This is a genomic window from Streptomyces sp. NPDC093801, from assembly GCF_040701585.1.
In the GTDB taxonomy this organism is placed as follows: Bacteria; Actinomycetota; Actinomycetes; order Streptomycetales; family Streptomycetaceae; genus Streptomyces.
On record NZ_JBFBDP010000005.1, the window covers coordinates 239,009 to 262,688 of the forward strand.

31 protein-coding genes are annotated in these 23,680 nt (G+C 68.6%); 6 read left to right on the forward strand and 25 right to left on the reverse strand.

The features are described from left to right. Positions 1-2: 2 nt before the first annotated feature. The 25 genes from rpmD to rpsL form a co-directional block, all read right to left on the reverse strand. A complete protein-coding gene (gene rpmD / locus AB0469_RS07730) occupies positions 3-185 on the reverse strand; it encodes a 50S ribosomal protein L30 (protein ID WP_005313525.1) in 183 nt (60 codons plus the stop codon). Then, entirely contained in the window at positions 185-787 is a 603-nt protein-coding gene (rpsE, locus tag AB0469_RS07735; RefSeq protein ID WP_007265914.1) for a 30S ribosomal protein S5, read from the reverse strand. The genes rpmD and rpsE overlap by 1 nt, the downstream gene beginning before the upstream one ends. A gap of 45 nt (positions 788-832) precedes the next feature. Further along, positions 833-1,216: a 50S ribosomal protein L18 gene (gene rplR / locus AB0469_RS07740; protein ID WP_030026334.1), complete on the reverse strand. Its 384-nt coding sequence runs from the start codon at positions 1,214-1,216 to the stop codon at positions 833-835. 2 nt (positions 1,217-1,218) lie between these two features. Further along, positions 1,219-1,758, reverse strand: a complete 540-nt coding sequence (gene rplF / locus AB0469_RS07745) for a 50S ribosomal protein L6 (protein WP_344163490.1) — start codon at positions 1,756-1,758, stop codon at positions 1,219-1,221. Positions 1,759-1,778: 20 nt separating this feature from the next. Next, complete coding sequence (gene rpsH, locus AB0469_RS07750; RefSeq protein WP_007265911.1) at positions 1,779-2,177, reverse strand: 30S ribosomal protein S8; 399 nt, start codon at positions 2,175-2,177, stop codon at positions 1,779-1,781. 223 nt (positions 2,178-2,400) lie between these two features. Beyond that, complete coding sequence (locus AB0469_RS07755; protein WP_003956452.1) at positions 2,401-2,586, reverse strand: type Z 30S ribosomal protein S14; 186 nt, start codon at positions 2,584-2,586, stop codon at positions 2,401-2,403. Between the two features lie 5 nt (positions 2,587-2,591). Continuing rightward, positions 2,592-3,143: a 50S ribosomal protein L5 gene (gene rplE / locus AB0469_RS07760; RefSeq protein WP_358893649.1), complete on the reverse strand. Its 552-nt coding sequence runs from the start codon at positions 3,141-3,143 to the stop codon at positions 2,592-2,594. Continuing rightward, positions 3,143-3,454 carry a 50S ribosomal protein L24 gene (rplX, locus tag AB0469_RS07765; protein WP_007265909.1) on the reverse strand — a complete coding sequence of 104 codons (312 nt, stop codon included), beginning with the start codon at positions 3,452-3,454 and terminating at the stop codon, positions 3,143-3,145. The genes rplE and rplX overlap by 1 nt, the downstream gene beginning before the upstream one ends. A gap of 2 nt (positions 3,455-3,456) precedes the next feature. Continuing rightward, positions 3,457-3,825: a 50S ribosomal protein L14 gene (rplN, locus tag AB0469_RS07770; RefSeq protein ID WP_003956455.1), complete on the reverse strand. Its 369-nt coding sequence runs from the start codon at positions 3,823-3,825 to the stop codon at positions 3,457-3,459. A gap of 99 nt (positions 3,826-3,924) precedes the next feature. Next, the gene (gene rpsQ / locus AB0469_RS07775) at positions 3,925-4,206 is read right to left on the reverse strand and encodes a 30S ribosomal protein S17 (protein ID WP_054222531.1); all 282 of its coding nucleotides are present in this window, start codon (positions 4,204-4,206) and stop codon (positions 3,925-3,927) included. After that, complete coding sequence (gene rpmC / locus AB0469_RS07780; RefSeq protein ID WP_007265907.1) at positions 4,206-4,430, reverse strand: 50S ribosomal protein L29; 225 nt, start codon at positions 4,428-4,430, stop codon at positions 4,206-4,208. The genes rpsQ and rpmC overlap by 1 nt, the downstream gene beginning before the upstream one ends. After that, positions 4,430-4,849 (reverse strand): 50S ribosomal protein L16, encoded by a 420-nt coding sequence (gene rplP / locus AB0469_RS07785; protein WP_007265906.1) that lies wholly within the window; start codon positions 4,847-4,849, stop codon positions 4,430-4,432. The genes rpmC and rplP overlap by 1 nt, the downstream gene beginning before the upstream one ends. Before the next feature lie 5 nt (positions 4,850-4,854). Continuing rightward, complete coding sequence (rpsC, locus tag AB0469_RS07790; RefSeq protein ID WP_007265905.1) at positions 4,855-5,694, reverse strand: 30S ribosomal protein S3; 840 nt, start codon at positions 5,692-5,694, stop codon at positions 4,855-4,857. Beyond that, entirely contained in the window at positions 5,694-6,041 is a 348-nt protein-coding gene (gene rplV, locus AB0469_RS07795) for a 50S ribosomal protein L22 (RefSeq protein WP_007265904.1), read from the reverse strand. The genes rpsC and rplV overlap by 1 nt, the downstream gene beginning before the upstream one ends. Positions 6,042-6,084: 43 nt before the next feature. Further along, entirely contained in the window at positions 6,085-6,366 is a 282-nt protein-coding gene (gene rpsS, locus AB0469_RS07800; protein WP_007265903.1) for a 30S ribosomal protein S19, read from the reverse strand. A 12-nt stretch (positions 6,367-6,378) separates the two neighbouring features. After that, positions 6,379-7,215 carry a 50S ribosomal protein L2 gene (rplB, locus tag AB0469_RS07805; RefSeq protein WP_007265902.1) on the reverse strand — a complete coding sequence of 279 codons (837 nt, stop codon included), beginning with the start codon at positions 7,213-7,215 and terminating at the stop codon, positions 6,379-6,381. Positions 7,216-7,254: 39 nt separating this feature from the next. Then, the gene (gene rplW / locus AB0469_RS07810; RefSeq protein ID WP_007265901.1) at positions 7,255-7,578 is read right to left on the reverse strand and encodes a 50S ribosomal protein L23; all 324 of its coding nucleotides are present in this window, start codon (positions 7,576-7,578) and stop codon (positions 7,255-7,257) included. Then, positions 7,578-8,228: a 50S ribosomal protein L4 gene (gene rplD, locus AB0469_RS07815; RefSeq protein WP_042812330.1), complete on the reverse strand. Its 651-nt coding sequence runs from the start codon at positions 8,226-8,228 to the stop codon at positions 7,578-7,580. The genes rplW and rplD overlap by 1 nt, the downstream gene beginning before the upstream one ends. A gap of 4 nt (positions 8,229-8,232) precedes the next feature. Continuing rightward, the gene (gene rplC / locus AB0469_RS07820; RefSeq protein ID WP_042812328.1) at positions 8,233-8,877 is read right to left on the reverse strand and encodes a 50S ribosomal protein L3; all 645 of its coding nucleotides are present in this window, start codon (positions 8,875-8,877) and stop codon (positions 8,233-8,235) included. 14 nt (positions 8,878-8,891) lie between these two features. Next, positions 8,892-9,200, reverse strand: a complete 309-nt coding sequence (rpsJ, locus tag AB0469_RS07825) for a 30S ribosomal protein S10 (protein WP_003948644.1) — start codon at positions 9,198-9,200, stop codon at positions 8,892-8,894. 455 nt (positions 9,201-9,655) lie between these two features. Further along, the gene (locus tag AB0469_RS07830) at positions 9,656-10,846 is read right to left on the reverse strand and encodes a hypothetical protein (protein ID WP_366450441.1); all 1,191 of its coding nucleotides are present in this window, start codon (positions 10,844-10,846) and stop codon (positions 9,656-9,658) included. 191 nt (positions 10,847-11,037) lie between these two features. Beyond that, entirely contained in the window at positions 11,038-12,231 is a 1,194-nt protein-coding gene (gene tuf / locus AB0469_RS07835) for an elongation factor Tu (RefSeq protein WP_042812325.1), read from the reverse strand. A 149-nt stretch (positions 12,232-12,380) separates the two neighbouring features. Next, positions 12,381-14,513, reverse strand: a complete 2,133-nt coding sequence (gene fusA, locus AB0469_RS07840) for an elongation factor G (protein ID WP_042812323.1) — start codon at positions 14,511-14,513, stop codon at positions 12,381-12,383. 39 nt (positions 14,514-14,552) lie between these two features. Next, positions 14,553-15,023 carry a 30S ribosomal protein S7 gene (gene rpsG, locus AB0469_RS07845; protein WP_007265894.1) on the reverse strand — a complete coding sequence of 157 codons (471 nt, stop codon included), beginning with the start codon at positions 15,021-15,023 and terminating at the stop codon, positions 14,553-14,555. 2 nt (positions 15,024-15,025) lie between these two features. Then, on the reverse strand, positions 15,026-15,397 hold the full coding sequence (gene rpsL / locus AB0469_RS07850) for a 30S ribosomal protein S12 (protein WP_007265893.1): 372 nt from the start codon (positions 15,395-15,397) through the stop codon (positions 15,026-15,028). 401 nt (positions 15,398-15,798) lie between these two features. On the opposite strand from rpsL, the gene AB0469_RS07855 reads away from it, so the two are divergent. The 6 genes from AB0469_RS07855 to AB0469_RS07880 all read left to right on the forward strand — a co-directional run bounded on the left by AB0469_RS07855 (position 15,799) and on the right by AB0469_RS07880 (position 23,655). Further along, a complete protein-coding gene (locus AB0469_RS07855; RefSeq protein WP_366450442.1) occupies positions 15,799-18,288 on the forward strand; it encodes a YfhO family protein in 2,490 nt (829 codons plus the stop codon). Between the two features lie 79 nt (positions 18,289-18,367). After that, the gene (locus AB0469_RS07860) at positions 18,368-19,090 is read left to right on the forward strand and encodes a Crp/Fnr family transcriptional regulator (RefSeq protein ID WP_366450443.1); all 723 of its coding nucleotides are present in this window, start codon (positions 18,368-18,370) and stop codon (positions 19,088-19,090) included. 93 nt (positions 19,091-19,183) lie between these two features. Next, positions 19,184-19,909, forward strand: a complete 726-nt coding sequence (locus AB0469_RS07865; protein ID WP_366450444.1) for a hypothetical protein — start codon at positions 19,184-19,186, stop codon at positions 19,907-19,909. Further along, positions 19,906-22,026, forward strand: a complete 2,121-nt coding sequence (locus tag AB0469_RS07870) for a hypothetical protein (protein ID WP_366450445.1) — start codon at positions 19,906-19,908, stop codon at positions 22,024-22,026. The genes AB0469_RS07865 and AB0469_RS07870 overlap by 4 nt, the downstream gene beginning before the upstream one ends. Positions 22,027-22,039: 13 nt before the next feature. Beyond that, complete coding sequence (locus AB0469_RS07875) at positions 22,040-23,164, forward strand: hypothetical protein (protein WP_366450446.1); 1,125 nt, start codon at positions 22,040-22,042, stop codon at positions 23,162-23,164. Continuing rightward, positions 23,161-23,655 (forward strand): Pycsar system effector family protein, encoded by a 495-nt coding sequence (locus AB0469_RS07880; protein ID WP_366450447.1) that lies wholly within the window; start codon positions 23,161-23,163, stop codon positions 23,653-23,655. Before AB0469_RS07875 ends, AB0469_RS07880 begins: the two co-directional genes overlap by 4 nt. Positions 23,656-23,680 lie beyond the last annotated feature (25 nt).

Sequence of the window (23,680 nt, forward strand, 5' to 3'; positions counted from 1 at the left end):
GATTAGTCAACCTCCTCAACCGTCACGAGGTGGCGGACGGTGTGCACCATGCCGCGGAACTCGGGGCGGTCCTCCTTGACGACGACGTCGTTCAGGCGCTTGAGCCCGAGCGAACGCAGCGTGTCGCGGTGGTTCTGCTTGCTGCCGATGTACGACTTCGTCTGCGTGATCTTGAGGCGGGCCATCAGACACCCGCCCCTGCACGCGCACGGAGGAGAGCCGCGGGGGCGACGTCCTCGAGGGGCAGACCACGGCGAGCCGCGATCTCCTCGGGACGCTGCAGGCCCTTGAGGGCCTCCACGGTCGCGTGCACGATGTTGATCGCGTTGTCGGAGCCGAGCGACTTCGACAGGATGTCGTGAACGCCGGCGCACTCCAGAACGGCGCGCACCGGGCCACCGGCGATAACACCGGTACCGGGGGAAGCAGGCTTCAGCAGGACAACGCCGGCCGCCTTCTCGCCCTGGATCGGGTGCGGGATGGTGCCCTGGATGCGGGGAACCTTGAAGAAGTTCTTCTTGGCTTCCTCGACGCCCTTGGCGATGGCCGCGGGAACTTCCTTGGCCTTGCCGTAACCGACACCTACGGTGCCGTCACCGTCACCCACCACGACGAGCGCGGTGAAGCTGAAGCGACGACCACCCTTGACAACCTTGGCGACGCGGTTGATCGCGACAACGCGCTCAACGTAAGCGGTCTTCTCGGCGGCAGCGCCACCGTCGCGACCCTTCCGGTCCCGCCGCTCGCCGCCACCGGCACCGCTGCCGCGGCGCTGGGGTCCAGCCATTGGATTACCTCTCTCTGTTACGTCCGTGAGTCCCGGAACCGGGGCTTAGAACTTCAGCCCGGCTTCGCGGGCGGCGTCAGCCAGAGCGGCAATGCGCCCGGCGTATCGGTTGCCACCGCGGTCAAAGACGACGGTCTCGACGCCGGCAGCCTTCGCACGCTCGGCCACGAGCGCGCCGACGGCCTGGGCCTGGGCGCTCTTGTCGCCTTCGCCACCGCGGATCGAAGCGTCCAGGGTCGACGCGGACGCCAGGGTGTGGCCCTGGAGGTCGTCGATGACCTGAGCAACGATGTTGCGGTTCGAACGCGTCACGACGAGGCGCGGACGCTCCGCCGTACCCGAGACGTTCTTGCGGATGCGGATGTGGCGGCGAGCCTTGGCAGCGCGCTTGTACGCGTCGCCCTTGGCGATCTTCACACCGTATGCCATGGCTACTTACCAGCCTTTCCGACCTTGCGGCGGATGACCTCGCCGGCGTACTTGACACCCTTGGCCTTGTACGGGTCGGGCTTCCGCAGCTTGCGGATGTTGGCGGCGACCTCGCCGACCTTCTGCTTGTCGATGCCCTCGACCGAGAACTTGGTCGGCGACTCGACCTTGAACGAGATGCCCTCGGGCGCCTCGACCAGGATCGGGTGGCTGTAGCCGAGCTGGAACTCCAGGTCGGAGCCCTTCGCGGCCACGCGGTAACCGACACCGCTGATCTCGAGAGCCTTGACGTAACCCGCGGTCACGCCGGTGATCATGTTCGCCACCAGCGTGCGGGACAGGCCGTGCAGGGCCTTGTTCTGACGCTCGTCGTTCGGGCGGGTGACGTTCAGAACGCCGTCCTCACCCTTGACGATCTCGATCGGCGCCTTGACGACGTGCGTGAGGGAACCCTTGGGGCCCTTCACCGCGACCGTCTGGCCGTCGATGGTGACGTCCACACCGGCGGGAACCTGGATGGGGAGCTTGCCGATTCGCGACATTGCTTTTCCTCCGTTCCCGACTACCAGACGTAGGCGAGGACTTCCCCACCTACGCCCTTCTTGCCTGCCTGCTGACCGGTCAGGAGACCGTGCGACGTGGAGATGATCGCCACGCCCAGGCCACCGAGGACCTTCGGCAGGTTGGTGGACTTCGCGTACACGCGCAGACCGGGCTTCGAGATCCGCTTGATGCCCGCGATGGAGCGCTCACGGTTCGGCCCGAACTTCAGCTCGAGGACGAGGTTCTTGCCGACCTCGGCGTCCTCGACCTTCCAGCCGGTGATGAAACCCTCCTGCTTGAGGATCTCCGCGATGTGCGACTTGATCTTGCTGTGCGGCATCACGACGGTGTCGTGGTACGCCGAGTTAGCGTTACGCAGACGCGTGAGCATGTCTGCGATCGGGTCAGTCATGGTCATGAAAGTGGCCTTCGGCCTCTCTCGCCGGGGTTTCCTGTATGTGCCATCCCTCTCCCCACTCGGTGGCGGGACGGGTGCGGCACGGGGACCTACGGCGTAGTAAGTCGATAGGGCGGCGGACGCCCAACCCCACAAGCCTACGGCATGCGGGCAGGGCGGTCCGCCGACCTGATGCTTACCGAGAGCGTCTGGAAAACCTCAACACCCAAAGGGTGAAAGGGATTTACCAGGAGCTCTTGGTCACGCCCGGCAGCTCGCCACGGTGAGCCATCTCACGGAGGCACACGCGGCAGAGGCCGAACTTGCGGTACACGGAGTGGGGGCGACCGCAGCGCTGGCAGCGGGTGTACGCACGCACACCGAACTTGGGCTTGCGGGCAGCCTTCGCGATGAGAGCCTTCTTCGCCATCTCGCTTACGCCTCCTTGAAGGGGAAGCCGAGGTGACGGAGGAGCGCGCGGCCCTCAGCGTCGTTGGTCGCCGTGGTCACCACGGTGATGTCCATACCCCGGGTACGGTCGATCTTGTCCTGGTCGATCTCGTGGAACATGACCTGCTCGGTGAGACCGAAGGTGTAGTTGCCACGGCCGTCGAACTGCTTCGGCGACAGACCACGGAAGTCACGGATACGCGGCAGCGCGAGCGACAGCGTACGGTCCAGGAACTCCCACATGCGGTCACCACGGAGGGTGACGTGGCAGCCGATCGGCTGACCCTCACGCAGCTTGAACTGCGCGATGGACTTGCGGGCCTTCGTGACGGCCGGCTTCTGACCGGTGATCGTCGTCAGGTCGCGGATGGCACCGTCGATCAGCTTCGAGTCACGGGCGGCGTCGCCGACACCCATGTTCACGACGATCTTGACGAGGCCGGGAATCTGCATGACGTTCTCGTAGGAGAACTCTTCACGCATCTTGCCCGCGATCTCCTCGCGGTACTTCGTCTTCAGACGCGGAGTGGTAGCCATCAGATGTCCTCACCCGTGCGCTTGGCAACGCGGATCTTGTTGCCCTCGTCGTCGAAGCGGAAACCGACGCGGGTGACGACCTTCTTGCCGTCCTTCTCCACGACCAGCTGGACGTTGGACACGTGGACGGGGGCCTCGGTGATCACGATGCCGCCGGCCTGGTTCTGCCCAGCCTTGGTGTGCTTCTTGACCCGGTTGACACCCTCGACCAGGACGCGGGACTCGGTCGGGAAGGCCGCGATGACCTTGCCCTGCTTGCCCTTGTCCTTACCGGTGATGACCTGGACCAGGTCGCCCTTCTTGATCTTCATGCTTACAGCACCTCCGGCGCGAGCGAGATGATCTTCATGAACTTCTTCTCGCGCAGCTCACGGCCGACGGGGCCGAAGATACGGGTGCCGCGAGGGTCGCCGTCGTTCTTCAGAATGACGGCGGCGTTCTCGTCGAAGCGGATGTACGAGCCGTCCTGGCGGCGGCGCTCCTTGACGGTGCGAACGATGACGGCCTTGACGACGTCACCCTTCTTCACGTTGCCGCCGGGGATCGCGTCCTTGACGGTGGCGACGATGACGTCACCGATGCCCGCGTAGCGGCGACCGGAGCCACCGAGAACACGGATGCAAAGGATCTCCTTGGCACCAGTGTTGTCGGCGACACGCAGTCGCGACTCCTGCTGGATCACGTCTATCTCCTGTTTGTCTGCCGGTTCCCGGCCGGGGCTCCTTCGCGGAGCCCCGGCCGAGCCTGGCGGAACGAATCCGGGGGAAGCCCCCCGGAGTGATTACTTGGCCTTCTCGAGGATCTCGACGATGCGCCAGCGCTTGCTCGCCGACAGCGGACGCGTCTCCATGATGAGGACGCGGTCGCCGACGCCGGCAGCGTTCTGCTCGTCGTGAGCCTTGAGCTTGTTCGTACGGCGGATGACCTTGCCGTACAGCGCGTGCTTGACGCGGTCCTCGACGGCGACGACGACGGTCTTGTCCATCTTGTCGCTGACGACGAGACCCTCACGGGTCTTGCGGAAGCCGCGCTCGTTCGTCTCAGTCACGTTGTTCTCGCTCATCAGGCGTTCTCCACCGTCTCGATACCGAGCTCACGCTCGTGCATCAGGGTGTAGATGCGAGCGATGTCCTTACGGACGGACTTGAGCCGGCCGTTGTTCTCCAGCTGGCCGGTGGCCGCCTGGAAACGGAGCTTGAACAGCTCCTCCTTGGCCTCGCGCAGCTTGGCAACGAGCTCCTCGTTGCCGAGCTCGCGGAGCTCGGACGCCTTGGTTCCCGTCGCCATCACGACTCACCTGCCTCGCGCTTGACGATGCGGCACTTCATCGGCAGCTTGTGGGCCGCACGAGTGAGAGCCTCACGCGCAATCTTTTCGTTCGGGTAGGACAGCTCGAACATGACCCGGCCCGGGTGCACGTTCGCGATCCACCACTCCGGGGAACCCTTACCGGAACCCATGCGGGTCTCGGCAGGCTTCTTCGTCAGCGGACGGTCCGGGTAGATGTTGATCCAGACCTTGCCGCCACGCTTGATGTGGCGGGTCATCGCGATACGAGCCGCCTCGATCTGGCGGTTCGTCACGTAGGCGGGGGTGAGCGCCTGGATGCCGTACTCGCCGAACGAGACCTCAGTACCGCCCTTGGCCATACCGCTGCGCTTCGGGTGGTGCTGCTTGCGGTGCTTGACCCTACGAGGGATCAGCATGTCGGTCAGGCCTCCGTTCCGGTGCTCTCAGCCGGAGCGGCGGCGGGAGCGTCGGCCTTGGGGGCCTCGGCACCAGCAGCCTGCTGCGGCTTGCGGCCACCACGGCCGCCGCGCTCGCCACCACGGCCACCACGGCCGGCGGGACGGTCGCCAGCGCCGGCACCACGGGCCGGGCGGTTACCCGCACGGGCCGCAGCGTTCTCGGCGCGAACCTCGGCGATGTTCTTGACGTCGCCCTTGTAGATCCAGACCTTCACGCCGATACGGCCGAAGGTGGTCTTGGCCTCGAAGAAGCCGTAGTCCACGTTCGCGCGCAGCGTGTGCAGCGGCACACGACCCTCGCGGTAGAACTCGGAGCGGGACATCTCGGCGCCGCCGAGACGGCCGCCGCACTGGATCTTGATGCCCTTGGCGCCGGCCTTCATGGTGCCCTGCATGCTCTTGCGCATGGCACGACGGAAGGAGACGCGGGAGGAGAGCTGCTCGGCGACGGCCTGAGCAACCAGCTGAGCGTCGAGCTCGGGGTTCTTGACCTCGAGGATGTTCAGCTGGACCTGCTTGCCCGTGAGCTTCTCGAGGTCGCCGCGGATGCGGTCGGCCTCGGCGCCGCGGCGGCCGATGACGATGCCGGGACGAGCGGTGTGGATGTCCACACGCACGCGGTCACGGGTGCGCTCGATCTCAACCTTCGAGATGCCGGCGCGCTCCATGCCGGACGTCATCATCCGACGGATGGCGACGTCTTCCTTGACGTAGTCCTTGTACAGCTTGTCGGCGTACCAGCGGGACTTGAAGTCCGTGGTGATGCCGAGTCGGAACCCGTGCGGGTTTACCTTCTGGCCCATTACCGGGAACCTTCCTTGCTGCTGACGACCACGGTGATGTGGCTGGTCCGCTTGCGGATCCGGTAGGCACGGCCCTGGGCACGCGGACGGAACCGCTTCAGGGTCGGGCCCTCGTCCACGTACGCCTCGCTGATGACCAGCGTGGAGGCGTCCGGGTGGTTGTAGTTGTGCGCGGCGTTGGCAATGGCGCTGTCCAGCACCTTGCCGACCGGCACGCTCGCGGCCTGCGGGGCGAAACGCAGGACCGCCTGAGCCTCCGTGGCATCCATGCCACGGATGAGGTCCACCACGCGGCGGGCCTTCATGGGCGTGACGCGGATGTACCGCGCCTGGGCCCTGGCTTCCATGGTTGTCCCTTCGGTGTTAGTCATAGTCGTAACCACCCCGCGATTAGCGGCGCTTCGACTTCCGGTCGTCCTTGACGTGGCCGCGGAAGGTGCGAGTCGGCGAGAACTCGCCGAGCTTGTGGCCGACCATCGACTCGGTGACGAACACCGGGACGTGGGTCTTGCCGTTGTGCACCGCGATCGTGTGACCCAGCATGCTGGGGATGATCATCGAGCGACGGGACCAGGTCTTGATGACGTTCTTGGTGCCGGCTTCGTTCTGGGCGTCCACCTTCTTTACGAGGTGGTCGTCGACGAAGGGCCCCTTCTTGAGACTGCGCGGCATCTAAACCCGCTCCTAGCGCTTCTTGTTCGTCTTGCGGCGGCGGACGATGTACTTGCTCGAAGCCTTCTTCGGCGAGCGAGTACGACCCTCCTTCTGACCCCACGGGGAGACCGGGTGGCGACCACCGCTGGTCTTGCCCTCACCACCACCGTGCGGGTGGTCAACCGGGTTCATCGCGACACCGCGGACGGTCGGGCGGACGCCCTTCCAGCGCATGCGGCCGGCCTTGCCCCAGTTGATGTTCGACTGCTCGGCGTTGCCGACCTCGCCGACCGTGGCGCGGCAGCGCGCGTCGACGAGACGGATCTCACCGGACGGCATGCGGAGGTGGGCCATCACGCCCTCCTTCGCGAGCAGCTGCACGGAGGCACCAGCCGAACGCGCGAACTTGGCGCCGCCACCGGGGCGGAGCTCGATCGCGTGGATCGTGGTACCGACCGGGATGTTGCGGAGCGCGAGGTTGTTGCCCGGCTTGATGTCGGCCGTGGGGCCGTTCTCGATCCGGTCGCCCTGCTGCAGACCGCGCGGCGCGATGATGTAGCGCTTCTCGCCGTCGGCGTAGTGCAGCAGCGCGATGCGCGCGGTGCGGTTGGGGTCGTACTCGATGTGCGCGACCTTGGCCGGCACGCCGTCCTTGTCGTGACGACGGAAGTCGATCACGCGGTAGGCGCGCTTGTGGCCACCGCCCTGGTGGCGAACGGTCACACGACCGGTGTTGTTACGGCCGCCCTTGCTGTGCAGGGGGCGGACCAGCGACTTCTCCGGCGTGGACCGCGTGATCTCGACAAAGTCGGCGACGCTGGAGCCACGACGGCCCGGGGTCGTCGGCTTGTACTTGCGGATACCCATTTCTCAGTCCTCGTCCGATTCCGGACGACTAGACCCCCGTTAGGAGGCCTGGCCGCCGAAGATGTCGATACGGTTGCCCTCGGCAAGGGTCACGATGGCGCGCTTGGTGTTGGCGCGCTTGCCGAAACCGGTCTTGGTGCGCTTGCGCTTACCCTGACGGTTGATCGTGTTGACCCCGGTGACCTTGACCGAGAAGACCGCCTCGACGGCCTGCTTGATCTGGGTCTTGTTGGCGCCGGGCGCGACGATGAACGTGTACTTGTTCTCGTCCAGCAGCGCGTAGCTCTTCTCCGAGACGACCGGCTTGATCAGCAGGTCGCGCGGGTCGGTGAAGGTCTTGCTGGTAACGGTCGCCTCAGACATCAGGCCTCGTTCCCTTCGGTCTCATCGGCCTTGGGGCCAGACACGAAGGACTCGAGCGCGGCCTGGGTGAAGACCACGTCGTCAGAGACGATCACGTCGTACGTGTTCAGCTGGCCCGGCTCCAGGATGTGAACCTGGGGCAGGTTGCGGGCGGACAGCCACGCCAGCTCGTCAGAGCGCTCGGCGACCAGGAGCAGGTTCTTGCGCTCCGAGATCTTGCCGAACAGCGTCTTCGCGGCCTTGGTGGAGGCGGCACCCTCGACCACGCCGGTGACGACGTGGATGCGGGAGTGGCGCGCGCGGTCCGAGAGGGCACCGCGGAGGGCGGCGGCCTTCATCTTCTTCGGGGTGCGCTGCGAGTAGTCACGCGGCACGGGGCCGTGGACGACGCCACCGCCGGCGAACTGCGGAGCGCGGGTCGAACCCTGACGGGCGCGGCCGGTGCCCTTCTGGCGGTAAGGCTTCTTGCCACCACCACGGACTTCGCCACGGGTCTTGGTCTTGTGCGTGCCCTGACGGGCAGCGGCCAGCTGGGCGACGACGACCTGGTGGATCAGCGGAACGCTGGTCTTCGCGTCGAAGATCTCCGCGGGGAGCTCGACGGTACCGGCCTTGTCGCCAGCCGGCGAAAGGATGTCAATGGTGCTCATTACCTCAAGCCCCCTTGGCCGCGGTACGGACCAGGACGAGGCCGCCGTTCGGACCGGGGACCGCGCCCTTGATGAGGAGCAGACCCTTCTCCGCGTCAACCGCGTGGATGGTCAGGTTCTGGGTGGTGACGCGCTCGTTACCCATGCGACCGGCCATGCGCATGCCCTTGAAGACACGCCCAGGGGTGGCGCAGCCACCGATCGAACCGGGGGAGCGGTGCTTGCGCTGCACACCGTGACCGGCGCCGAGGCCCCGGAAGTTGTGGCGCTTCATGACACCGGCGAAGCCCTTGCCCTTGCTGTTGCCCGTGACGTCAACCTTGACGCCGGACTCGAACACGGCAGCCGTGATCTCCTGGCCGAGCGTGTACTCGCTGGCGTCGGAGGTACGGAGCTCCACCAGGTGGCGGCGCGGGGTCACGTCGGCCTTGGCGAAGTGGCCCTTGAGGGGCTTGTTCACCTTGCGCGGGTCGATCTCGCCGAAGGCGATCTGGACCGACTCGTAGCCGTCGGTGTCATTGGTACGGACCTGGGTAACGACGCAGGGCCCGGCCTTGACGACGGTCACCGGGACGACACGGTTGTTCTCGTCCCAGACCTGGGTCATGCCGAGCTTCTCGCCCAGGACGCCCTTGATCTGCTTAGCCATCTTCTCGACGCCTCTCAGAGCTTGATCTCGATGTCAACGCCGGCCGGAAGGTCCAGGCGCATCAGCGAGTCAACGGTCTTGGGCGTCGGGTCGAGGATGTCGATCAGGCGCTTGTGCGTGCGCATCTCGAAGTGCTCGCGCGAGTCCTTGTACTTGTGCGGCGACTTGATGACGCAGTACACGTTCTTCTCAGTGGGCAGCGGCACCGGGCCCGCGACCGACGCACCAGTGCGGGTCACCGTCTCGACGATCTTCTTCGCCGAGGAGTCGATGACCTCGTGGTCGTAGGCCTTGAGCCGGATGCGGATCTTCTGTCCCGCCATGGCTACTCCGTAGTCCTGTCTCTGTATGGAAACGCTCTGGCTCCCGGCCGGCTGCGGAACGGGGTTCCGCGGCCTCTCCTCCGACCCACGCGGTCGGGCGTGTCGCACTCCCTCCGAAAAAATTCCCATACGGAAATTCCCTCATCCAAGGGGGTGCGGTCCTGGACCGCGCATCGGGGGAGAAACACCCACCGAGTGCCTGGTGCGGGCCGTGCTGACACTTCCCAGAAGATTCCCGTACGTCCGCCCTCATTGCTGCCCCGAAAGGCAGATTAAGGACGACGAGTACTGTGGGACTCGCTTCCGGTCCTCCCGGCGGGAGGCGCGCAGCATCGGCACACAGCCGAGCAACTTGAGTAGTCTGCCATACGAGACACGTACCTGGCCAATCGGGCCGAAGAGAATACCCCGCCGCGCGATCACGTCAAACCACGGCACGCGACGGGGATCCCTGGTCAGGAGCGGGATACGGTCCCGCAGCCCTCCTGCCGGTCGGCGCCGATCGCCCGGGAGCGGTCGTACGGGTCCACGGTGGGTCCGGTGGGCGCCGGTCCGCTCTGGTCCGGGTCCGAGAAGAACGACGGGTGCACGTACCCGTCGAACCGGTCGCAGGCACTGTTGCCGAGGTCGTGCCGGAGGGTCGTGAGCAGCAGCGCGCCGGGCGTCCCGCGCCACTTGCCGGGGTCGACGACCGAGAAGCCGAGCTCTCGCCGGACGATGGTCCGCGCGACGTCCTCCGGATTCCCGTTCACCTTCACGAACGGGTGGACGAACGTGTAGTCCGCCTTCACCACGGCCACGCCCGCCTTCTCCCCCGGCTCCACCCACATCCGGCCGCGCACCTTGACCACGTCGCCCACGGGCTTCAGCTCGGCCGGGTCGTACCGGGTGGACAGCACCAGCGGGTCCCGGTCCCGGGCGGGCCGCTCGTAGGACTCCTTCAGCCTCCGGGGCAGCTCCTCGTCCCGGGGGTCCAGCACCTCCAGAGCCGCCTTCGGCCACTCCCCGCGCAGCACGACCGGATCCAGGTTGGCCGCGACCAGGAACTGCTTCGCCTTCGCGAGCGCCTCGGCGACCTGCCCTTCGCTCAGCCCGCCGACGGCCGTCGCGGCCGGCACCTCGATACCGGCGGCGCCGTCGGCCCACTGCGCGGCCGGCGAGCCGCGGAAGGGCTCCTTCAAGGTCGGCCGGTCCGGGTACACGGCCTCCGGGGCCGCCGTCGGACGTACGGACTCCGCGGGCAGCGGGGCGGCGCCACGGGCCTCCTGGCGGGCCTGCGCCTTCCCCGTCAGCCGGTCGATGACCAGCTCGGGCCGTACGGCGACCAGCGCGAGCCCCGCGATGGCGACGATCGCGGCCGCGGCCTTGAGCCGCCGCTTGCCCCGCCCCCGGCCCTCCCTCTCCTGCCAGGCGGGCCCCGTCCTCCAGCCGGGCGGCTCGTTGCGCTGCGGCTTCCGCGTGCGGCCGAGGCGGCGGCGCCCGGCCCGCGCCCGCTCCTCGTCCTCGGCCCGCAGGCGCGCGGTGACCATCCGGGCCCGCGCCGAGGGCTCCTTCGGCGCGCCGGCGCTCTCCCGCGCGACCTGCTCGCTGAAGCGGGCCCATTCCTCGTCGGATATCTCCGGCCGTCCGTCGCCCTGCCGGTCCATGCTTCCCACCCTGAACGCTCCGTCGCACGTGATCTGCTGCGGAGCCTCTCACAGGCCTTTATCCCGTCCTTACGGGGGTCCCGCCCGCGGGAACGACGAAGGGCCCCTCCCCCGCCGCCGGAGCGGTGGGAAAGGGGCCCTCCCGTCAAACATGGTGCCCGCTGGAGCGAGCTACCAGGTCAGAACACGAATTACTTCGTGATCTTGGTGACCTGGCCGGCGCCGACCGTACGACCACCCTCACGGATGGCGAACTTCAGGCCCTCCTCCATGGCGACCGGCTGGATCAGCTGGACGGACATGTCGGTGTTGTCGCCCGGCATGACCATCTCGGTGCCCTCGGGGAGGGTCACGACGCCGGTCACGTCCGTGGTACGGAAGTAGAACTGCGGGCGGTAGTTGTTGAAGAACGGGGTGTGACGGCCACCCTCGTCCTTCGACAGGATGTACGCAGCGGCCTCGAACTCGGTGTGCGGGGTGACCGAACCGGGCTTGATGATGACCTGGCCGCGCTCGACGTCCTCGCGCTTGATGCCACGGAGGAGCAGACCGACGTTCTCACCGGCCTGGCCCTCGTCGAGCAGCTTGCGGAACATCTCGATGCCGGTGACCGTGGTGGTGGTCTTCTCCTGCTTGATGCCGATGATGTCAACGGTCTCGTTGACCTTCAGGACACCACGCTCGATGCGGCCGGTGACGACGGTGCCACGACCGGTGATCGTGAAGACGTCCTCGACGGGCATCAGGAACGGCTTGTCGGTGTCACGCGGCGGGGTCGGGATGGCCTCGTCCACGGCGTCCATCAGGCCGAGGAGCTTGTCGCCCCACTCCTTGTCGCCCTCGAGCGCCTTCAGCGCGGAGACCTGGACGACCGGCAGGTCGTCGCCCGGGAAGTCGTACTCGGAGAGCAGCTCACGGACCTCGAGCTCGACGAGCTCCAGGATCTCCTCGTCGTCCACCATGTCGGCCTTGTTCAGGGCGACGACGATGTACGGAACGCCGACCTGGCGGGCCAGGAGCACGTGCTCCTTGGTCTGCGGCATCGGGCCGTCGGTGGCGGCGACCACGAGGATGGCGCCGTCCATCTGCGCGGCACCGGTGATCATGTTCTTGATGTAGTCGGCGTGACCCGGGCAGTCGACGTGGGCGTAGTGACGCGCCTCGGTCTGGTACTCGACGTGCGCGATGGAGATGGTGATACCGCGCTGGCGCTCCTCAGGAGCCTTGTCGATCTGGTCGAACGCCGACGCCGCGTTCAGGTCCGGGTACTTGTCGTGCAGCACCTTGGTAATGGCGGCCGTGAGGGTCGTCTTACCGTGGTCAATGTGACCGATGGTGCCGATGTTGACGTGCGGCTTAGTCCGCTCGAACTTCGCCTTCGCCACGGGGTCCTCCTGAGAGTGGTTCTGTACGCCTTGAATCGTCGGCGCCAGGTGATCTTTGCTGGAAAGCCGGCTCCCCCGGGGCAACGGGAGGGTTGCTCCTGTTGCCCCAGAGGCTCCGGTGGCAAGCCTAAAACGTGAACTCGGAAGAGTTACTCGCCCTTGGCCTTCGCGATGATCTCCTCGGCGACGTTCCGGGGAACCTCGGCGTAGGAGTCGAACTGCATCGAGTAGCTGGCGCGACCCGAGGTCTTGCTGCGGAGGTCGCCGACGTAGCCGAACATCTCCGAGAGGGGCACGAGGCCCTTGACGATCTTGGCTCCGTGACGGTCCTCCATGGCCTGGATCTGGCCACGGCGGGAGTTGATGTCACCGATGACGTCGCCCATGGACTCCTCGGGCGTGGTGACCTCAACGGCCATCATCGGCTCGAGCAGAACGGGCGAAGCCTTGCGCGCGGCCTCCTTGAAGGCCTGCGAACCAGCGATCTTGAAGGCGAGCTCGGAGGAGTCGACCTCGTGGTAGCCACCGTCGAGAAGCGTGACGCGGACGCCCGTCATCTCGTAGCCGGCCAGGATGCCGAACTGCATGGCCTCCTGCGCACCGGCGTCGACCGAAGGGATGTACTCCTTCGGCACGCGGCCACCGGTGACCTTGTTCACGAACTCGTACGCCGGACCATCGGCGTCCGTGATCGGCTCGATCGCGATCTGCACCTTGGCGAACTGACCGGTACCACCGGTCTGCTTCTTGTGGGTGTAGTCGTGACGCTCGACGGCCTTGCGGATCGTCTCGCGGTACGCGACCTGCGGCTTGCCGACGTTGGCGACGACCTTGAACTCGCGCTTCATACGGTCGACCAGCACCTCGAGGTGCAGCTCGCCCATACCGCCGAGGATGGTCTGGCCGGTCTCCTCGTCCGAGTGGACGTGGAACGACGGGTCCTCTTCCGCGAGGCGCTGGATGGCGACACCCAGCTTCTCCTGGTCGCCCTTCGAGGCGGGCTCGATGGCGACCTGGATGACCGGAGCCGGGAAGTCCATGGACTCCAGGATCACGGGGGCCTTGTCGTCACACAGCGTCTCACCGGTGGTGGTCTGCTTCAGGCCCATGACGGCGACGATGTCGCCGGCGCCCACCGCGTCGATCTCCTCACGCTTGTTCGCGTGCATGCGGTAGATCTTGCCGATGCGCTCCTTCTTGCCCTTGACGGAGTTCAGCACCGCGGTGCCGGCCTCCAGGCGGCCCGAGTAAACCCGGACGAAGGTGAGCTTGCCGAGGTGCGGGTCGCTCATGATCTTGAACGCGAGCGCGGCGAGGGGCTCCTCGTCCGACGGCTTGCGCTTCACGACGACCTCGGCGTCCTTGACGTCGTGGCCCTCGATGGCCTCGATGTCGAGCGGCGACGGGAGGTAGCGCACGACGGCGTCGAGCAGGGGCTGGACGCCCTTGTTCTTGAACGCCGTACCGCAGAACACCGCGGTGATCGTGGGCTCGCCCTTGCCCTTGCCGGAGCCGAGGATGATGCGGCGCACGGCCGCGTGCAGCTGCTCGGCGGTGGGCTCGACGCCCTCCAGGAACAGCTCCATCATCTCTTCGTCGTTCTCGGCGACCTGCTCGACGAGGGTGGCGCGCCACTCCTCGGCCAGCTCGGTGTGCGAGGCGGGGATGTCGACGACGTCGTACATCTCACCCTTGGTGGCCTCGGCGGACCACACGAGGGCCTTCATGCGGACGAGGTCGACCACGCCCTGGAAGTCGGCCTCGGCACCGATCGGCAGCTGCATCACGATCGGAACCGCACCGAGGCGGTCCTTGATCATGTCGACGCAGCGCATGAACTCGGCGCCCGTACGGTCGAGCTTGTTGACGAAGCAGATACGCGGCACGCCGTAGCGGTCCGCCTGACGCCAAACGGTCTCGGACTGCGGCTCCACACCGGCGACACCGTCGAACACGGTGACGGCACCGTCGAGGACGCGGAGCGAACGCTCCACCTCGACCGTGAAGTCCACGTGACCCGGGGTGTCGATGATGTTGATGGTGTGGTCGACGTCCTCGAGCGGCCAGTGGCAGGTCGTCGCGGCGGACGTGATCGTGATGCCGCGCTCCTGCTCCTGCTCCATCCAGTCCATCGTGGCAGCGCCGTCGTGGACTTCACCGATCTTGTAAGACACACCGGTGTAGAACAGGATGCGCTCGGTGGTGGTCGTCTTGCCCGCGTCGATGTGGGCCATGATGCCGATGTTGCGCACCTTGGCCAGGTCAAGCGAAGTGGTAGCCATATCGGCTCAGTCTTCTCTCGGTCTCGATGTGGGTTGGGACTACCAGCGGTAGTGCGCGAAGGCCTTGTTGGACTCGGCCATCTTGTGCGTGTCCTCGCGCTTCTTGACGGCCGCACCGAGGCCGTTCGAGGCGTCGAGAAGCTCGTTCATCAGGCGCTCGGTCATGGTCTTCTCGCGGCGGGCGCGGGAGTAACCCACGAGCCAGCGGAGGGCCAGGGTCGACTGACGACCCGGCTTGACCTCGACCGGAACCTGGTAGGTCGCGCCACCGACGCGGCGGGACTTGACCTCGAGCGACGGCTTGACGTTCTCCAGCGCGCGCTTCAGCGTGATGACCGGGTCGTTGCCGGTCTTCTCGCGGAGGCCTTCCATGGCGCCGTAGACGATGCGCTCGGCGGTGGAGCGCTTGCCGTTCAGGAGGATCTTGTTGATGAGCGAGGTCACCAGAGGAGAGGCGTAGACCGGGTCGATGATGACCGGGCGCTTCGGGGCGGGGCCCTTACGAGGCATTCTTACTTCTCCTTCTTGGCGCCGTAGCGGCTGCGGGCCTGCTTGCGGTTCTTGACAGCCTGGGTGTCAAGCGCACCGCGGATGATCTTGTAACGAACACCCGGCAGGTCCTTCACACGGCCACCACGCACGAGCACGATCGAGTGCTCCTGCAGGTTGTGACCCTCACCCGGAATGTAAGCGGTGACCTCGATGCCGGAGGTCAGACGCACACGCGCGACCTTACGGAGCGCCGAGTTCGGCTTCTTCGGGGTGGTCGTGAACACACGCGTGCAGACACCACGACGCTGAGGCGAAGCCTCGAGCGCGGGGGTCTTCGTCTTCTCGACCTTGTCCTGCCGGCCCTTCCGGACCAGCTGCTGGATCGTAGGCACTACTTCTCCGGTTTCTGTGTGCCGTGTAGTGAAGCTAACCTGGAACTTTTCCGACCCACGCGGTCGGGTGTGTCGGATTCGGCGGAGCTCCGCGCAAGCGTGGAGGCGCATGAATCTCGGTGGCCGATGCGGCTCGCCGTGCGGTTGATGGACACGCGCGGGAGCCCAGGCACACCCCAGGCACAAGGTCTGAGCGTACCCACCGCATCCACTCCGGTCAAAACATAAGCCGCGCCGCCGCCGCCCGCACGGCCGCGCAGCTCAGGCGCCCCTTGGGTATGGGGCCCCGGAGCCGGGGCGGCCTCGCGAAGGTCACACGGGCGTGGTAGTGCGGGCGAACTACACTGCCAGCGAATCCCAGCGAGTCAGTTCAAAAACGTACGAGCGCCAGGAGCAGGACATTGGGGACGGTCACCACGGAGCCGACGACGGCGGCAGCCCCGCCCCCCGGCGGCGGCCGCGCCCCCGCGGCACGGCGGCGCGCGGCCCTCCCGCGCCTGTACGGGCCCCTGCTGGCCTTCCTGCTCACCTCGGGCGCGTTCTGCGCCGCCTGGGCGGCCCGCGGCAGCTTCCCCTTCGGCAACACCGGCCGGGCCGTCAACGACCAGGCCAACCAGTACGTGCCCTTCCACCGCGCCCTGTGGGACCTGGTCCACGGCCAGGCCGCCGGCGACGTCCTCTTCAGCTGGCGCGGGGGCTTCGGGCAGCAGTTCCTGTCCGACTACTACACGTACCTCGGCAACCCCTTCTCGTGGCTCGCCGTCCTCGTCCCGCGGGCCCACGTGGACCTGGCCGTCTTCCTGATCACCCCGGTCACGATGGGTGCGGCCGCCGCCCTGATGACGGTCTACCTCGGCAGGCTCCAGAGCGGCCCGTGGTGGCAGCGCGGCGTCCTCGGCGCCTGCTACGGCCTGTGCGGCTGGGCGCTCAGCGACGCCTCGTACATCCCGATGTGGCTGTGGGGCCTGGTCGCCCTGCCCCTGCTGGGCATCGCGGTCGAGTGGTGCCTGGAGGGCCGGCGCTGGCCGGGAGCGGCACTCCTGGTGGCGCTCGCCTGGTACGGGAACTTCTACACGGCGATGATGGCCACGATGGCCGCGTGCGTGCTGCTGGCCGTCCGGATGCTGACCCTGGACATGACGGGAGCCCAGCGCCTGCGCGCCCTGTGGCGCGCGGCCACCGCCGCCGCGACCGGCATCCTCCTGACCCTCCCCCTCCTCCTGCCGTCGTTCCTCTCCAGTGGCGCCTCGCAGCCGACGAAGGCCGCGGCCTTCGACCCGGTGCGCGTCGAGGTCTTCCTGGCGGGCATGCTCCCGGCCACCCACCTGTGGGGCGGCCGGCCGCGCCTGTACGTGGCCTCGCTGGGCCTGATCCTGGCGGGCTCCTTCCTGCTGAACACCCGGATCGCCGGGCGCACCCGCCTGGTCTGGGCGGCGGCCACGCTGTTGGTCCTGGCCTCCTTCCAGTTCCCCCCGACCCAGTACGTGTGGCACGGGCTGGCGGTGCCGAACGGCAACCCGTACCGCGAGACGTTCGTGTTCAGCGGGATGGTCGTCGTCCTGGCCTGGCTGGCCCTGGCCAACCGCCCGCGGCCGCTGCACCTGGCCCTGACGGCCGCCCTCCTGGTCCTGGCCACCTTCGTCCTGCGCCACACCGACGACTTCGGCGGCTGGACCTGGCCGGCCGTCCTGGGCGGCGGCGCGCTCTCCCTGCTGGCCCTGACCCTGCTCGCGCTGGGCGGGAAGCGGCGCGGGCTGGTGGCCCTGGCCGCCGTGCTCATGATCGGCGTGGTCTTCGCCGAATCGACGGTCGCCGCGGCCAACGCGGACGCCCGCCGCTCGCGCGAACGCTGGGCCCAGCCCGCCCCGACCTCGAACCGCTCGATCACGAACCACTTCGAGGCGGTCCGCCAGGTGGACGGCTGGCCCGCCTACCGGACGGACTCGGGCGCGCCGCAGACCTCGTACAACGACGCCCTGGCGCTTCGGGCGGAGGGCCCGCAGTACTACAGCAGCTACCTGCCGGAGGCGACGTACAAGGCCCTGGAGCCCCTGGGGTACGGCTACAAGAACGACGGCCGGACCTTCTTCGGCGCCGACAACCCGGTCCTCGACGCGATCTTCTCGATCGGCGCCCGGGTCCGCCCGGGCACCGCCCCCGGCACCTGGACGGCGACGAAGCAGGCCGCCCCTCCCCTGGTGACGGTCCGCCCCGCCCCCGCCACGTCCCCCAACCCGGCCGACAGCGTCTACGCCCGCCAGGAGAACGTCCTGGGCGCGACGGTCTACGAGGTCCCGCAGACCACCCGCACGGGCACGCAGGCCTCCCAGACCTACACGGCCGCCTGCACCCCGGGTTCCGAGGCCTACTGGTACTCCCCCGAGCTCTACGGCACCCTCCGCGCCGGCGATCGCTCCCTCCCCCTGGAGGACCGGATGACCGGCGTCCTCCCCCTGGGCCCGGTCCCCGCGTCCGGCACGGTCACCGCGACGGTGGAGACCCGCACCGAGAACGCCACCGCCGGCCCGCACCCCCTCGGCTGCCTGGACCGCGCCGCCCTGGACGCCCGGGTCCGCGACCTCACCGCCACGGGCGCCACCGCGGTCCGCGTCGGCGGCCACACGATCGAGGCCACCCTCCCGGCGACCGCCGCCGGCACCGCCGTCTTCGCGATGACGGACATCCCGGGCTGGCAGTGCTCGGCTCCCACGACGGACTTCCACGGCCTCCTGGCCGTCCCCCTCACCCCGGGCACCCGCCACCTCTCCTGCACCTACACCCCCAAGGGCCTCACCCCGGGCCTCGCCGCGGCCACCCTGGCCCTCCTGACCCTGACCTCGGTCACCACGGCGGACTTCGTCCGCCGCCGCCGCGAGCGCGCTGCGGGTTGATCCCCCAGTTCCGGAACCGCCGAAGGCCGTTGTTGAGTACATTGACCGCCCTGATCGACAGGGGCGGGGGCGGTTGCAGATGGCAGACGGTGCGGACCCGGCGTACGGCGAAGGCGGGCTGGACGACCGGGTCCCCCTGCTCGCCCGGTTGGAGGAGGCCGATGGCGCCGCCTTACGGGCACTCGGGCGCGAGGTGGCCTACCCACCCCGCAGCACCCTGCTCCACCAGGACGAGCCCACGGCGCACGTCCTTCTGATCCTGCGGGGCTGGACCAAGGTCACCGCAACGCACCCCAACGGCTACCAGGCCCTCCTCGCCCTGCGCGGGCCGGGAGACATCATCGGAGAGTCCGCGGCGCTCACCGGCCGGCCCCGCTCCGCGACCATCACCGCACTCGAACAGGTCCGCGCGGTCGTCATCGAGCACGAATCCTTCCGCGTGTTCCTCGGCCGGCACCCCGGCGTCGCGCTCCAGTTACTGGCCCTGTCCTCCGACCGCACGCGCGAGGCCGACCGGCGCAACCTCCAGTTCGCCTCCATGCCGGTCCGCGAACGGCTCGCGGTGCTCTTGCTCGACCTCGCGCGGATCCACGGCAGACGCACCACGGAGGGGGTGGATGTGGCCGTCCCGCTGACCAAGCAGGAATTGGCGGGCGCCGTGGGCGCCTCACGCGAGATGGTGCAGAGGGAATTGAAGAGCCTGCGGGACAGGGGTGTCATCAGCACCGGCCGGCGCACGCTGGTGATCACGCGGCCGGACGTGCTGCATCGGATCGCCCGGGCCCAGTCGCCCGCCGTCTGAGGAAGGCGCACCGCCCCCTTCAGTGCACACGGTCACACTCGGGTGCGTCTTCCTCCCTCACGGCGACGGGCCCGCCTGCCCGACGCTGCTCGCATGACGCACCCACAGCCCCTCTTCCGTACCTTGCTCCTGATCGACACCGAGCGGTTCAGCGACCGCGACGACGTCCAGCAGGGCTACCTCCGGCGAATGCTCTTCGGGATCGTCGACCGAGTCCTGCTCCGGGCCGGCGCCGACCAGAGCCTGCGGCGCCGGGAGGACCGCGGTGACGCGGTCATGGAGCTCATCGATCCCGCCGTTCCGCTGACCGAGCTGCTGCGCGCGCTGCTGAAGGACGCGCCGGCCGAACTGCGCGCCGTCAACCGGCTGGCCGCCAGCTCGGCGCAGATCCGGCTCCGGGCCGTCCTCGCCACAGGCTTCGTCGACATCGACGAGTTCGGCGGCTGGGTGGGCACGGACGTGAACAACGCCTGCCGCCTCCTCGACGGTGACCAGCTGCGGGACTCGTTGCGCGAGCGTGCGGACGACTTCGCGCTGTGCGTGTCCGAATCCGTGCACGCGGGCATCGTCGCCCACGACCACCTCGGCATCCCGAGGGACGAGTTCCACGCGATCACCGTCCCCACCAAGAACGGTCGGATGGCCGCCTGGCTCCACGGTCCCCTACCCGCCGCACCTCCCACGCCCCTGCAGCCCCCGCTGCGCCACCCCCAGTCGCCCGCACCGGTCGGCGTCGACTTCCGCGGCACCAACCACGGCCTGGTCGCGAACCAGGTGCAGGGAGACATCACCTTCGGCGGCCCGGGCGAGCGCCGGTGAGCGAGGAAGGGGTACCGCCGAGCGGACCGAAGGGACCCGCCGCCGAGCAGGCCGGGGGTGCGCAGGCGGCCGAGGCCGAGCGACCCGCGCAGGAACCCTGGGCCGCCCGCCGGGACCTGGACGACCACGCCCCGAGTTCCATGGGGCTCCACTTCCGCGGGACCAACCACGGCGTCACGGCCCGGCAGGTCATCGGCGACATCATCACGGGCGGGAAGACCGAGAACCACTACAACTTCGGCGGTCTCGGCGGCACCCAGGTCTCCGGCGAGATCCCGGCGGAGACCCTGGAACGGCTCGCCGACGACTTCGTACCGGAAGGCACCCCGTTCGCCCGGCTGCTGGAGAAGCTGCGCGAGGAACGGGTGATCGTCCTGGCCGGTGACCCGTTCACCGGCCGCCGCACTGCGGCCCTCATGCTGCTGCACCACCTCGGCGCCACGCCGGTCTGTGCCCTGGACCGGGACGTGAGGCCGAGCGAGCTGAGCCTGCGGCTGACCGCGGGTGACGGCGCCACCGGCTACGTGCTGTGCGACCTGGACATCTCGCGTGAGCACCCGCTGCGGGAAGCCCACGTGCTGGCGCTGCGCGGCCGCATGCGCGAACTCGACGGGTACCTCGTCGTCACCGCCGGCCGCAGTCCCTACGTCGAGGACACCGTCGAGCTCTCCGCCTGGCATCCGCCCGCGGCACTGACCGTCCTCGCGGCCCTGGTCCCCAAGAAGACCGGCGCCGAACACGCCCGGCGGCTACTGGCCCTGCCCGCCGTCGCCGAGTTCCTCACGCACGAGCGGCAGATCCGCGAGGTCGTGCGGTACGTCGCCGTTCTCGCGGAGGCCGACGAGGACCGGATCAAGCAGTACTCGCTCGACACGCTGGTGGCGCAGGTCCAGGAGTGGTTCGAGGAGGCGGAGACACCCGTGCAGCTGCGGGAGAAGGCCTTCCTGATCGCACTGGCCGCCTTCGACCGCGGGCCGTACGCGCTCACCGCGGAGCTGAGCGACATCCTGTACAGCGCCCTACGCAGCACTGGCGACGAAACGTACCAGAAGCCCATACCGGTCTTCGGTACCCATATCGGCAAACGCCTGCAGAACTCACGCGCGTACAGCTATGAGGACGAGGAAACGACCGAGTGGGGTCCGGTCACGCAGGTCAAGGCGGCCTTCCATGACGAACGGGTGGCACCGGTCGTGCTGCGCGAGGTCTGGACCGGCCACCCCGCCGCGCGACCCGCGCTGATCAAATGGCTCAACGCCCTCTCCGTCGACGGGCGGCCCTTCGTACGGACCCGGGCGGCAGCCACCGTCGCCGTCCTCGCCTACACCGACCTGCCGTCGACGATGGCTCTGATCATCGAGCCCTGGGCGGGGGCGAGGGAATCCCGTCGGCAGCTGACGGCGGTCAGTGCCCTCACCCTGGCCCACCGCATCGGAGCCCCGAACATCCCGCGGATCGTCGACGCCTGGAGCGTGTCCGGGCAGGACCCGAAGCGCTGCTGGGTGGGTGTCCGTGCACTCGGGCTGATCGGGCCCGAGCGCCCGGCCGAGACCCTCTCCGCCCTTCAGGCACAAGCCCGGCACCTGTACGACAAGGGGCTGAACCAGTCCCGTACGGGCGCGGGAGACCAGCAGGTCTCCGAAGAGCTCCCCCAGTCCGTCGCTCTGCTGCTGCTCTCGCCGGCGTCCGATGCCGCCCTGGACGCCCTGGTGCCGGCCCTCAAAGGCCACCCTTCGGCGCGTGCGCTGGCCCTGGAGGGCTTCCTCACCGCCTGCGAACGGTGGGACGAGCGCGCCTGTCCTCCGCTGCTGAGGGTGGCGGCCCGGTCGCATTCCTCCTCCGCCGCCATCGCCCGGCTGCTCCGGGGTGCACTCAACGACCGGACGGCCAACGAACGGGCCGAAGAGGCGGTACGGGGCTGGGTCCGAACCGCGGACGAGGACCCGGGGACGGCTCGGGTCCTCGCGGACCTGCTGTCCTCTGTCGCCGTCGGCACCCGCGACGCGGCCCGGCTCGACCACCTGCTGGACACCGTGCGGGGGCTGGACGGCCGGCCCCGGCCTGCGGTCGCGGACCGGATGCGCGCCGCACTCGCCCGTCCCCTGGCCCACACCTGACAGGAGGCCCGACATGGCCAGCCCGCTGTACCGCTCCACCGACTGGGACCAGCACGCCGACCGGCACACCCTGCTCAAGGACCCCGTCGTCACCGTCCACCAGCTGGGTCGTCTGGGCCTGACCGGCGGGCCTCCCACCCGTATCGACCACACCCTCGTCTACACGACGAGGCGCGGCGGCTACGAGGTGTACCTCCCGCCGCACCGACCTCGTCGGATCCCCCGGCGCTACACCGCGGTGTACGAGGTGGACATGGGGGTGCACGCCATACGGACTCGGATGCCGTTGCCCAGCATCGACGACGCCCACGAGTTCGATGTGAGCGTCGAACTCGACTGGCAGGTCACCGACCCGGTCCGGTTCGTCCGCAGCGGGCACCGCGACGTCCCCCGTCTCCTCTTGGGCCAGCTCGAACGGGCCGCCCGTCCGGCCACCCGCCGGTTCCCCATAGCCGACAGCGCGGGCGCCGAGGCGGAGGTGCTGGCCCTGGTCCACGAGGGAAAACCCCTGGGCGAAGAAGCAGGCCTGCGGGTCGTCTGGACCGTCCGGCTCCGGCGCGACGAAGACAATGTCGCCCATGCCCGGCGCCTCCAGGCGATCGAGCACACGACCGCCGAAGAGCTCCTCACGGAACAGAGCGGAGCCCGGATCGACCGGGAAAGGGCCTCACGGGCCCAGGCCCAGCAGCGGCAGCGCCTGGAGCTGCAGGAGTACGAGGCCCGACGGATCGACTTCTACCGCGAATACCTGGCCCGCGGCGGCATCGACACCTGGGCCCTGCACCTGGTCCAGCATCCCGAAGCCTTTGCCGGCGCCATGGCCACCCTCCACGAGGACCAGCGGGAGCGCGTGCGGGCTCAGATGAACCTGATCAAGGACCTGCTGACCAAGACGGGCACCGAGCCCTTCGAGCTGGAAGGACCGCGACAGCTCGCGATCGACGCGTTCCATTCCGTTTTCGGCCAGCACGTGCCCGACAAGCGGGCCGCGAGCCATGCGGCGGTGGACGAGGAGCCGGAGCCGCCCCGGGCTGCGCCCGATCGGGTCCGCCTGCCCGCACAGCCGCCGACGGACGTCCCCACCTGGCAGCCGGTCGTTCCTCCCGCCCCTGCCGAAGCCTCCGGTGATCGGCGATGACCACCGATGAAGAGGTCGCCGTCCGGCTCCTCGCCGACCTGCGCGTCGAGATAGCCCGCGCTGACACCAAGGCGGCCCTGCTCGTCGGGGCTCTGGGGATGACTGCCGGTGTGGTCGGTGGCCAGCCGTCCGGGCCGCACCGGTCTCCCGGTTCCCTGCCGGGCTGGGGCCCGGTCCTCTGGTGGGCCGGGGTCGTGGCCTTGGCGCTGGCCCTGTTGGCCCTGCTCCTCGCCGTCTTGCCGCGGTCCCTGCGCTCCGCCTGGCAGACGGGAAGTCCCTTGGCCTATTTCGGCGACATCCATTCCGCCGACCGGCAGGGCCGCTTGGCCGAGGCCCTCGCCGACACCGGTCACGACCCGGGCAGTGCGGTGTGCGCCGCGCTCGCCGCGAACAGCCGGATCGCGGTCCGCAAGCACCAGTGGATCCGGGCCGGCCTGCTGGCCTACGGCTTCGGTGCGCTGATGCTGCCCACGGCCCTGCTCCTCCGCTGATCCGATCCCGCCCTTGGAGGGCCCT

Excerpts from the sequence above, each read along its gene's own strand:
- rpsE (WP_007265914.1), bottom strand. The coding sequence starts at position 787 with ATGGCTGGACCCCAGCGCCGCGGCAGCGGTGCCGGTGGCGGCGAGCGG.
- rpmD (WP_005313525.1), bottom strand. The coding sequence starts at position 185 with ATGGCCCGCCTCAAGATCACGCAGACGAAGTCGTACATCGGCAGCAAG.
- rpsG (WP_007265894.1), bottom strand. The coding sequence starts at position 15,023 with ATGCCTCGTAAGGGCCCCGCCCCGAAGCGCCCGGTCATCATCGACCCG.
- rplC (WP_042812328.1), bottom strand. The coding sequence starts at position 8,877 with ATGGCTAAGCAGATCAAGGGCGTCCTGGGCGAGAAGCTCGGCATGACC.
- AB0469_RS07755 (WP_003956452.1), bottom strand. The coding sequence starts at position 2,586 with ATGGCGAAGAAGGCTCTCATCGCGAAGGCTGCCCGCAAGCCCAAGTTC.
- rplW (WP_007265901.1), bottom strand. The coding sequence starts at position 7,578 with ATGTCTGAGGCGACCGTTACCAGCAAGACCTTCACCGACCCGCGCGAC.
- AB0469_RS07865 (WP_366450444.1), top strand. The coding sequence starts at position 19,184 with ATGACGCACCCACAGCCCCTCTTCCGTACCTTGCTCCTGATCGACACC.
- rplV (WP_007265904.1), bottom strand. The coding sequence starts at position 6,041 with ATGGAAGCCAGGGCCCAGGCGCGGTACATCCGCGTCACGCCCATGAAG.
- AB0469_RS07880 (WP_366450447.1), top strand. The coding sequence starts at position 23,161 with ATGACCACCGATGAAGAGGTCGCCGTCCGGCTCCTCGCCGACCTGCGC.
- rplP (WP_007265906.1), bottom strand. The coding sequence starts at position 4,849 with ATGCTGATCCCTCGTAGGGTCAAGCACCGCAAGCAGCACCACCCGAAG.
- AB0469_RS07830 (WP_366450441.1), bottom strand. The coding sequence starts at position 10,846 with ATGGACCGGCAGGGCGACGGACGGCCGGAGATATCCGACGAGGAATGG.
- rplB (WP_007265902.1), bottom strand. The coding sequence starts at position 7,215 with ATGGGTATCCGCAAGTACAAGCCGACGACCCCGGGCCGTCGTGGCTCC.
- rpsC (WP_007265905.1), bottom strand. The coding sequence starts at position 5,694 with ATGGGCCAGAAGGTAAACCCGCACGGGTTCCGACTCGGCATCACCACG.
- rpmC (WP_007265907.1), bottom strand. The coding sequence starts at position 4,430 with ATGGCGACGGGAACCAAGGCGTCCGAGCTCCGCGAGCTCGGCAACGAG.
- rplR (WP_030026334.1), bottom strand. The coding sequence starts at position 1,216 with ATGGCATACGGTGTGAAGATCGCCAAGGGCGACGCGTACAAGCGCGCT.
- rpsH (WP_007265911.1), bottom strand. The coding sequence starts at position 2,177 with ATGACCATGACTGACCCGATCGCAGACATGCTCACGCGTCTGCGTAAC.
- fusA (WP_042812323.1), bottom strand. The coding sequence starts at position 14,513 with ATGGCTACCACTTCGCTTGACCTGGCCAAGGTGCGCAACATCGGCATC.
- rplF (WP_344163490.1), bottom strand. The coding sequence starts at position 1,758 with ATGTCGCGAATCGGCAAGCTCCCCATCCAGGTTCCCGCCGGTGTGGAC.
- AB0469_RS07875 (WP_366450446.1), top strand. The coding sequence starts at position 22,040 with ATGGCCAGCCCGCTGTACCGCTCCACCGACTGGGACCAGCACGCCGAC.
- AB0469_RS07860 (WP_366450443.1), top strand. The coding sequence starts at position 18,368 with ATGGCAGACGGTGCGGACCCGGCGTACGGCGAAGGCGGGCTGGACGAC.
- rpsS (WP_007265903.1), bottom strand. The coding sequence starts at position 6,366 with ATGCCGCGCAGTCTCAAGAAGGGGCCCTTCGTCGACGACCACCTCGTA.
- rplD (WP_042812330.1), bottom strand. The coding sequence starts at position 8,228 with ATGAGCACCATTGACATCCTTTCGCCGGCTGGCGACAAGGCCGGTACC.
- rpsQ (WP_054222531.1), bottom strand. The coding sequence starts at position 4,206 with ATGAGCGAGAACAACGTGACTGAGACGAACGAGCGCGGCTTCCGCAAG.
- rplE (WP_358893649.1), bottom strand. The coding sequence starts at position 3,143 with ATGGCTACCACTCCGCGTCTGAAGACGAAGTACCGCGAGGAGATCGCG.
- rpsJ (WP_003948644.1), bottom strand. The coding sequence starts at position 9,200 with ATGGCGGGACAGAAGATCCGCATCCGGCTCAAGGCCTACGACCACGAG.
- rplX (WP_007265909.1), bottom strand. The coding sequence starts at position 3,454 with ATGAAGATCAAGAAGGGCGACCTGGTCCAGGTCATCACCGGTAAGGAC.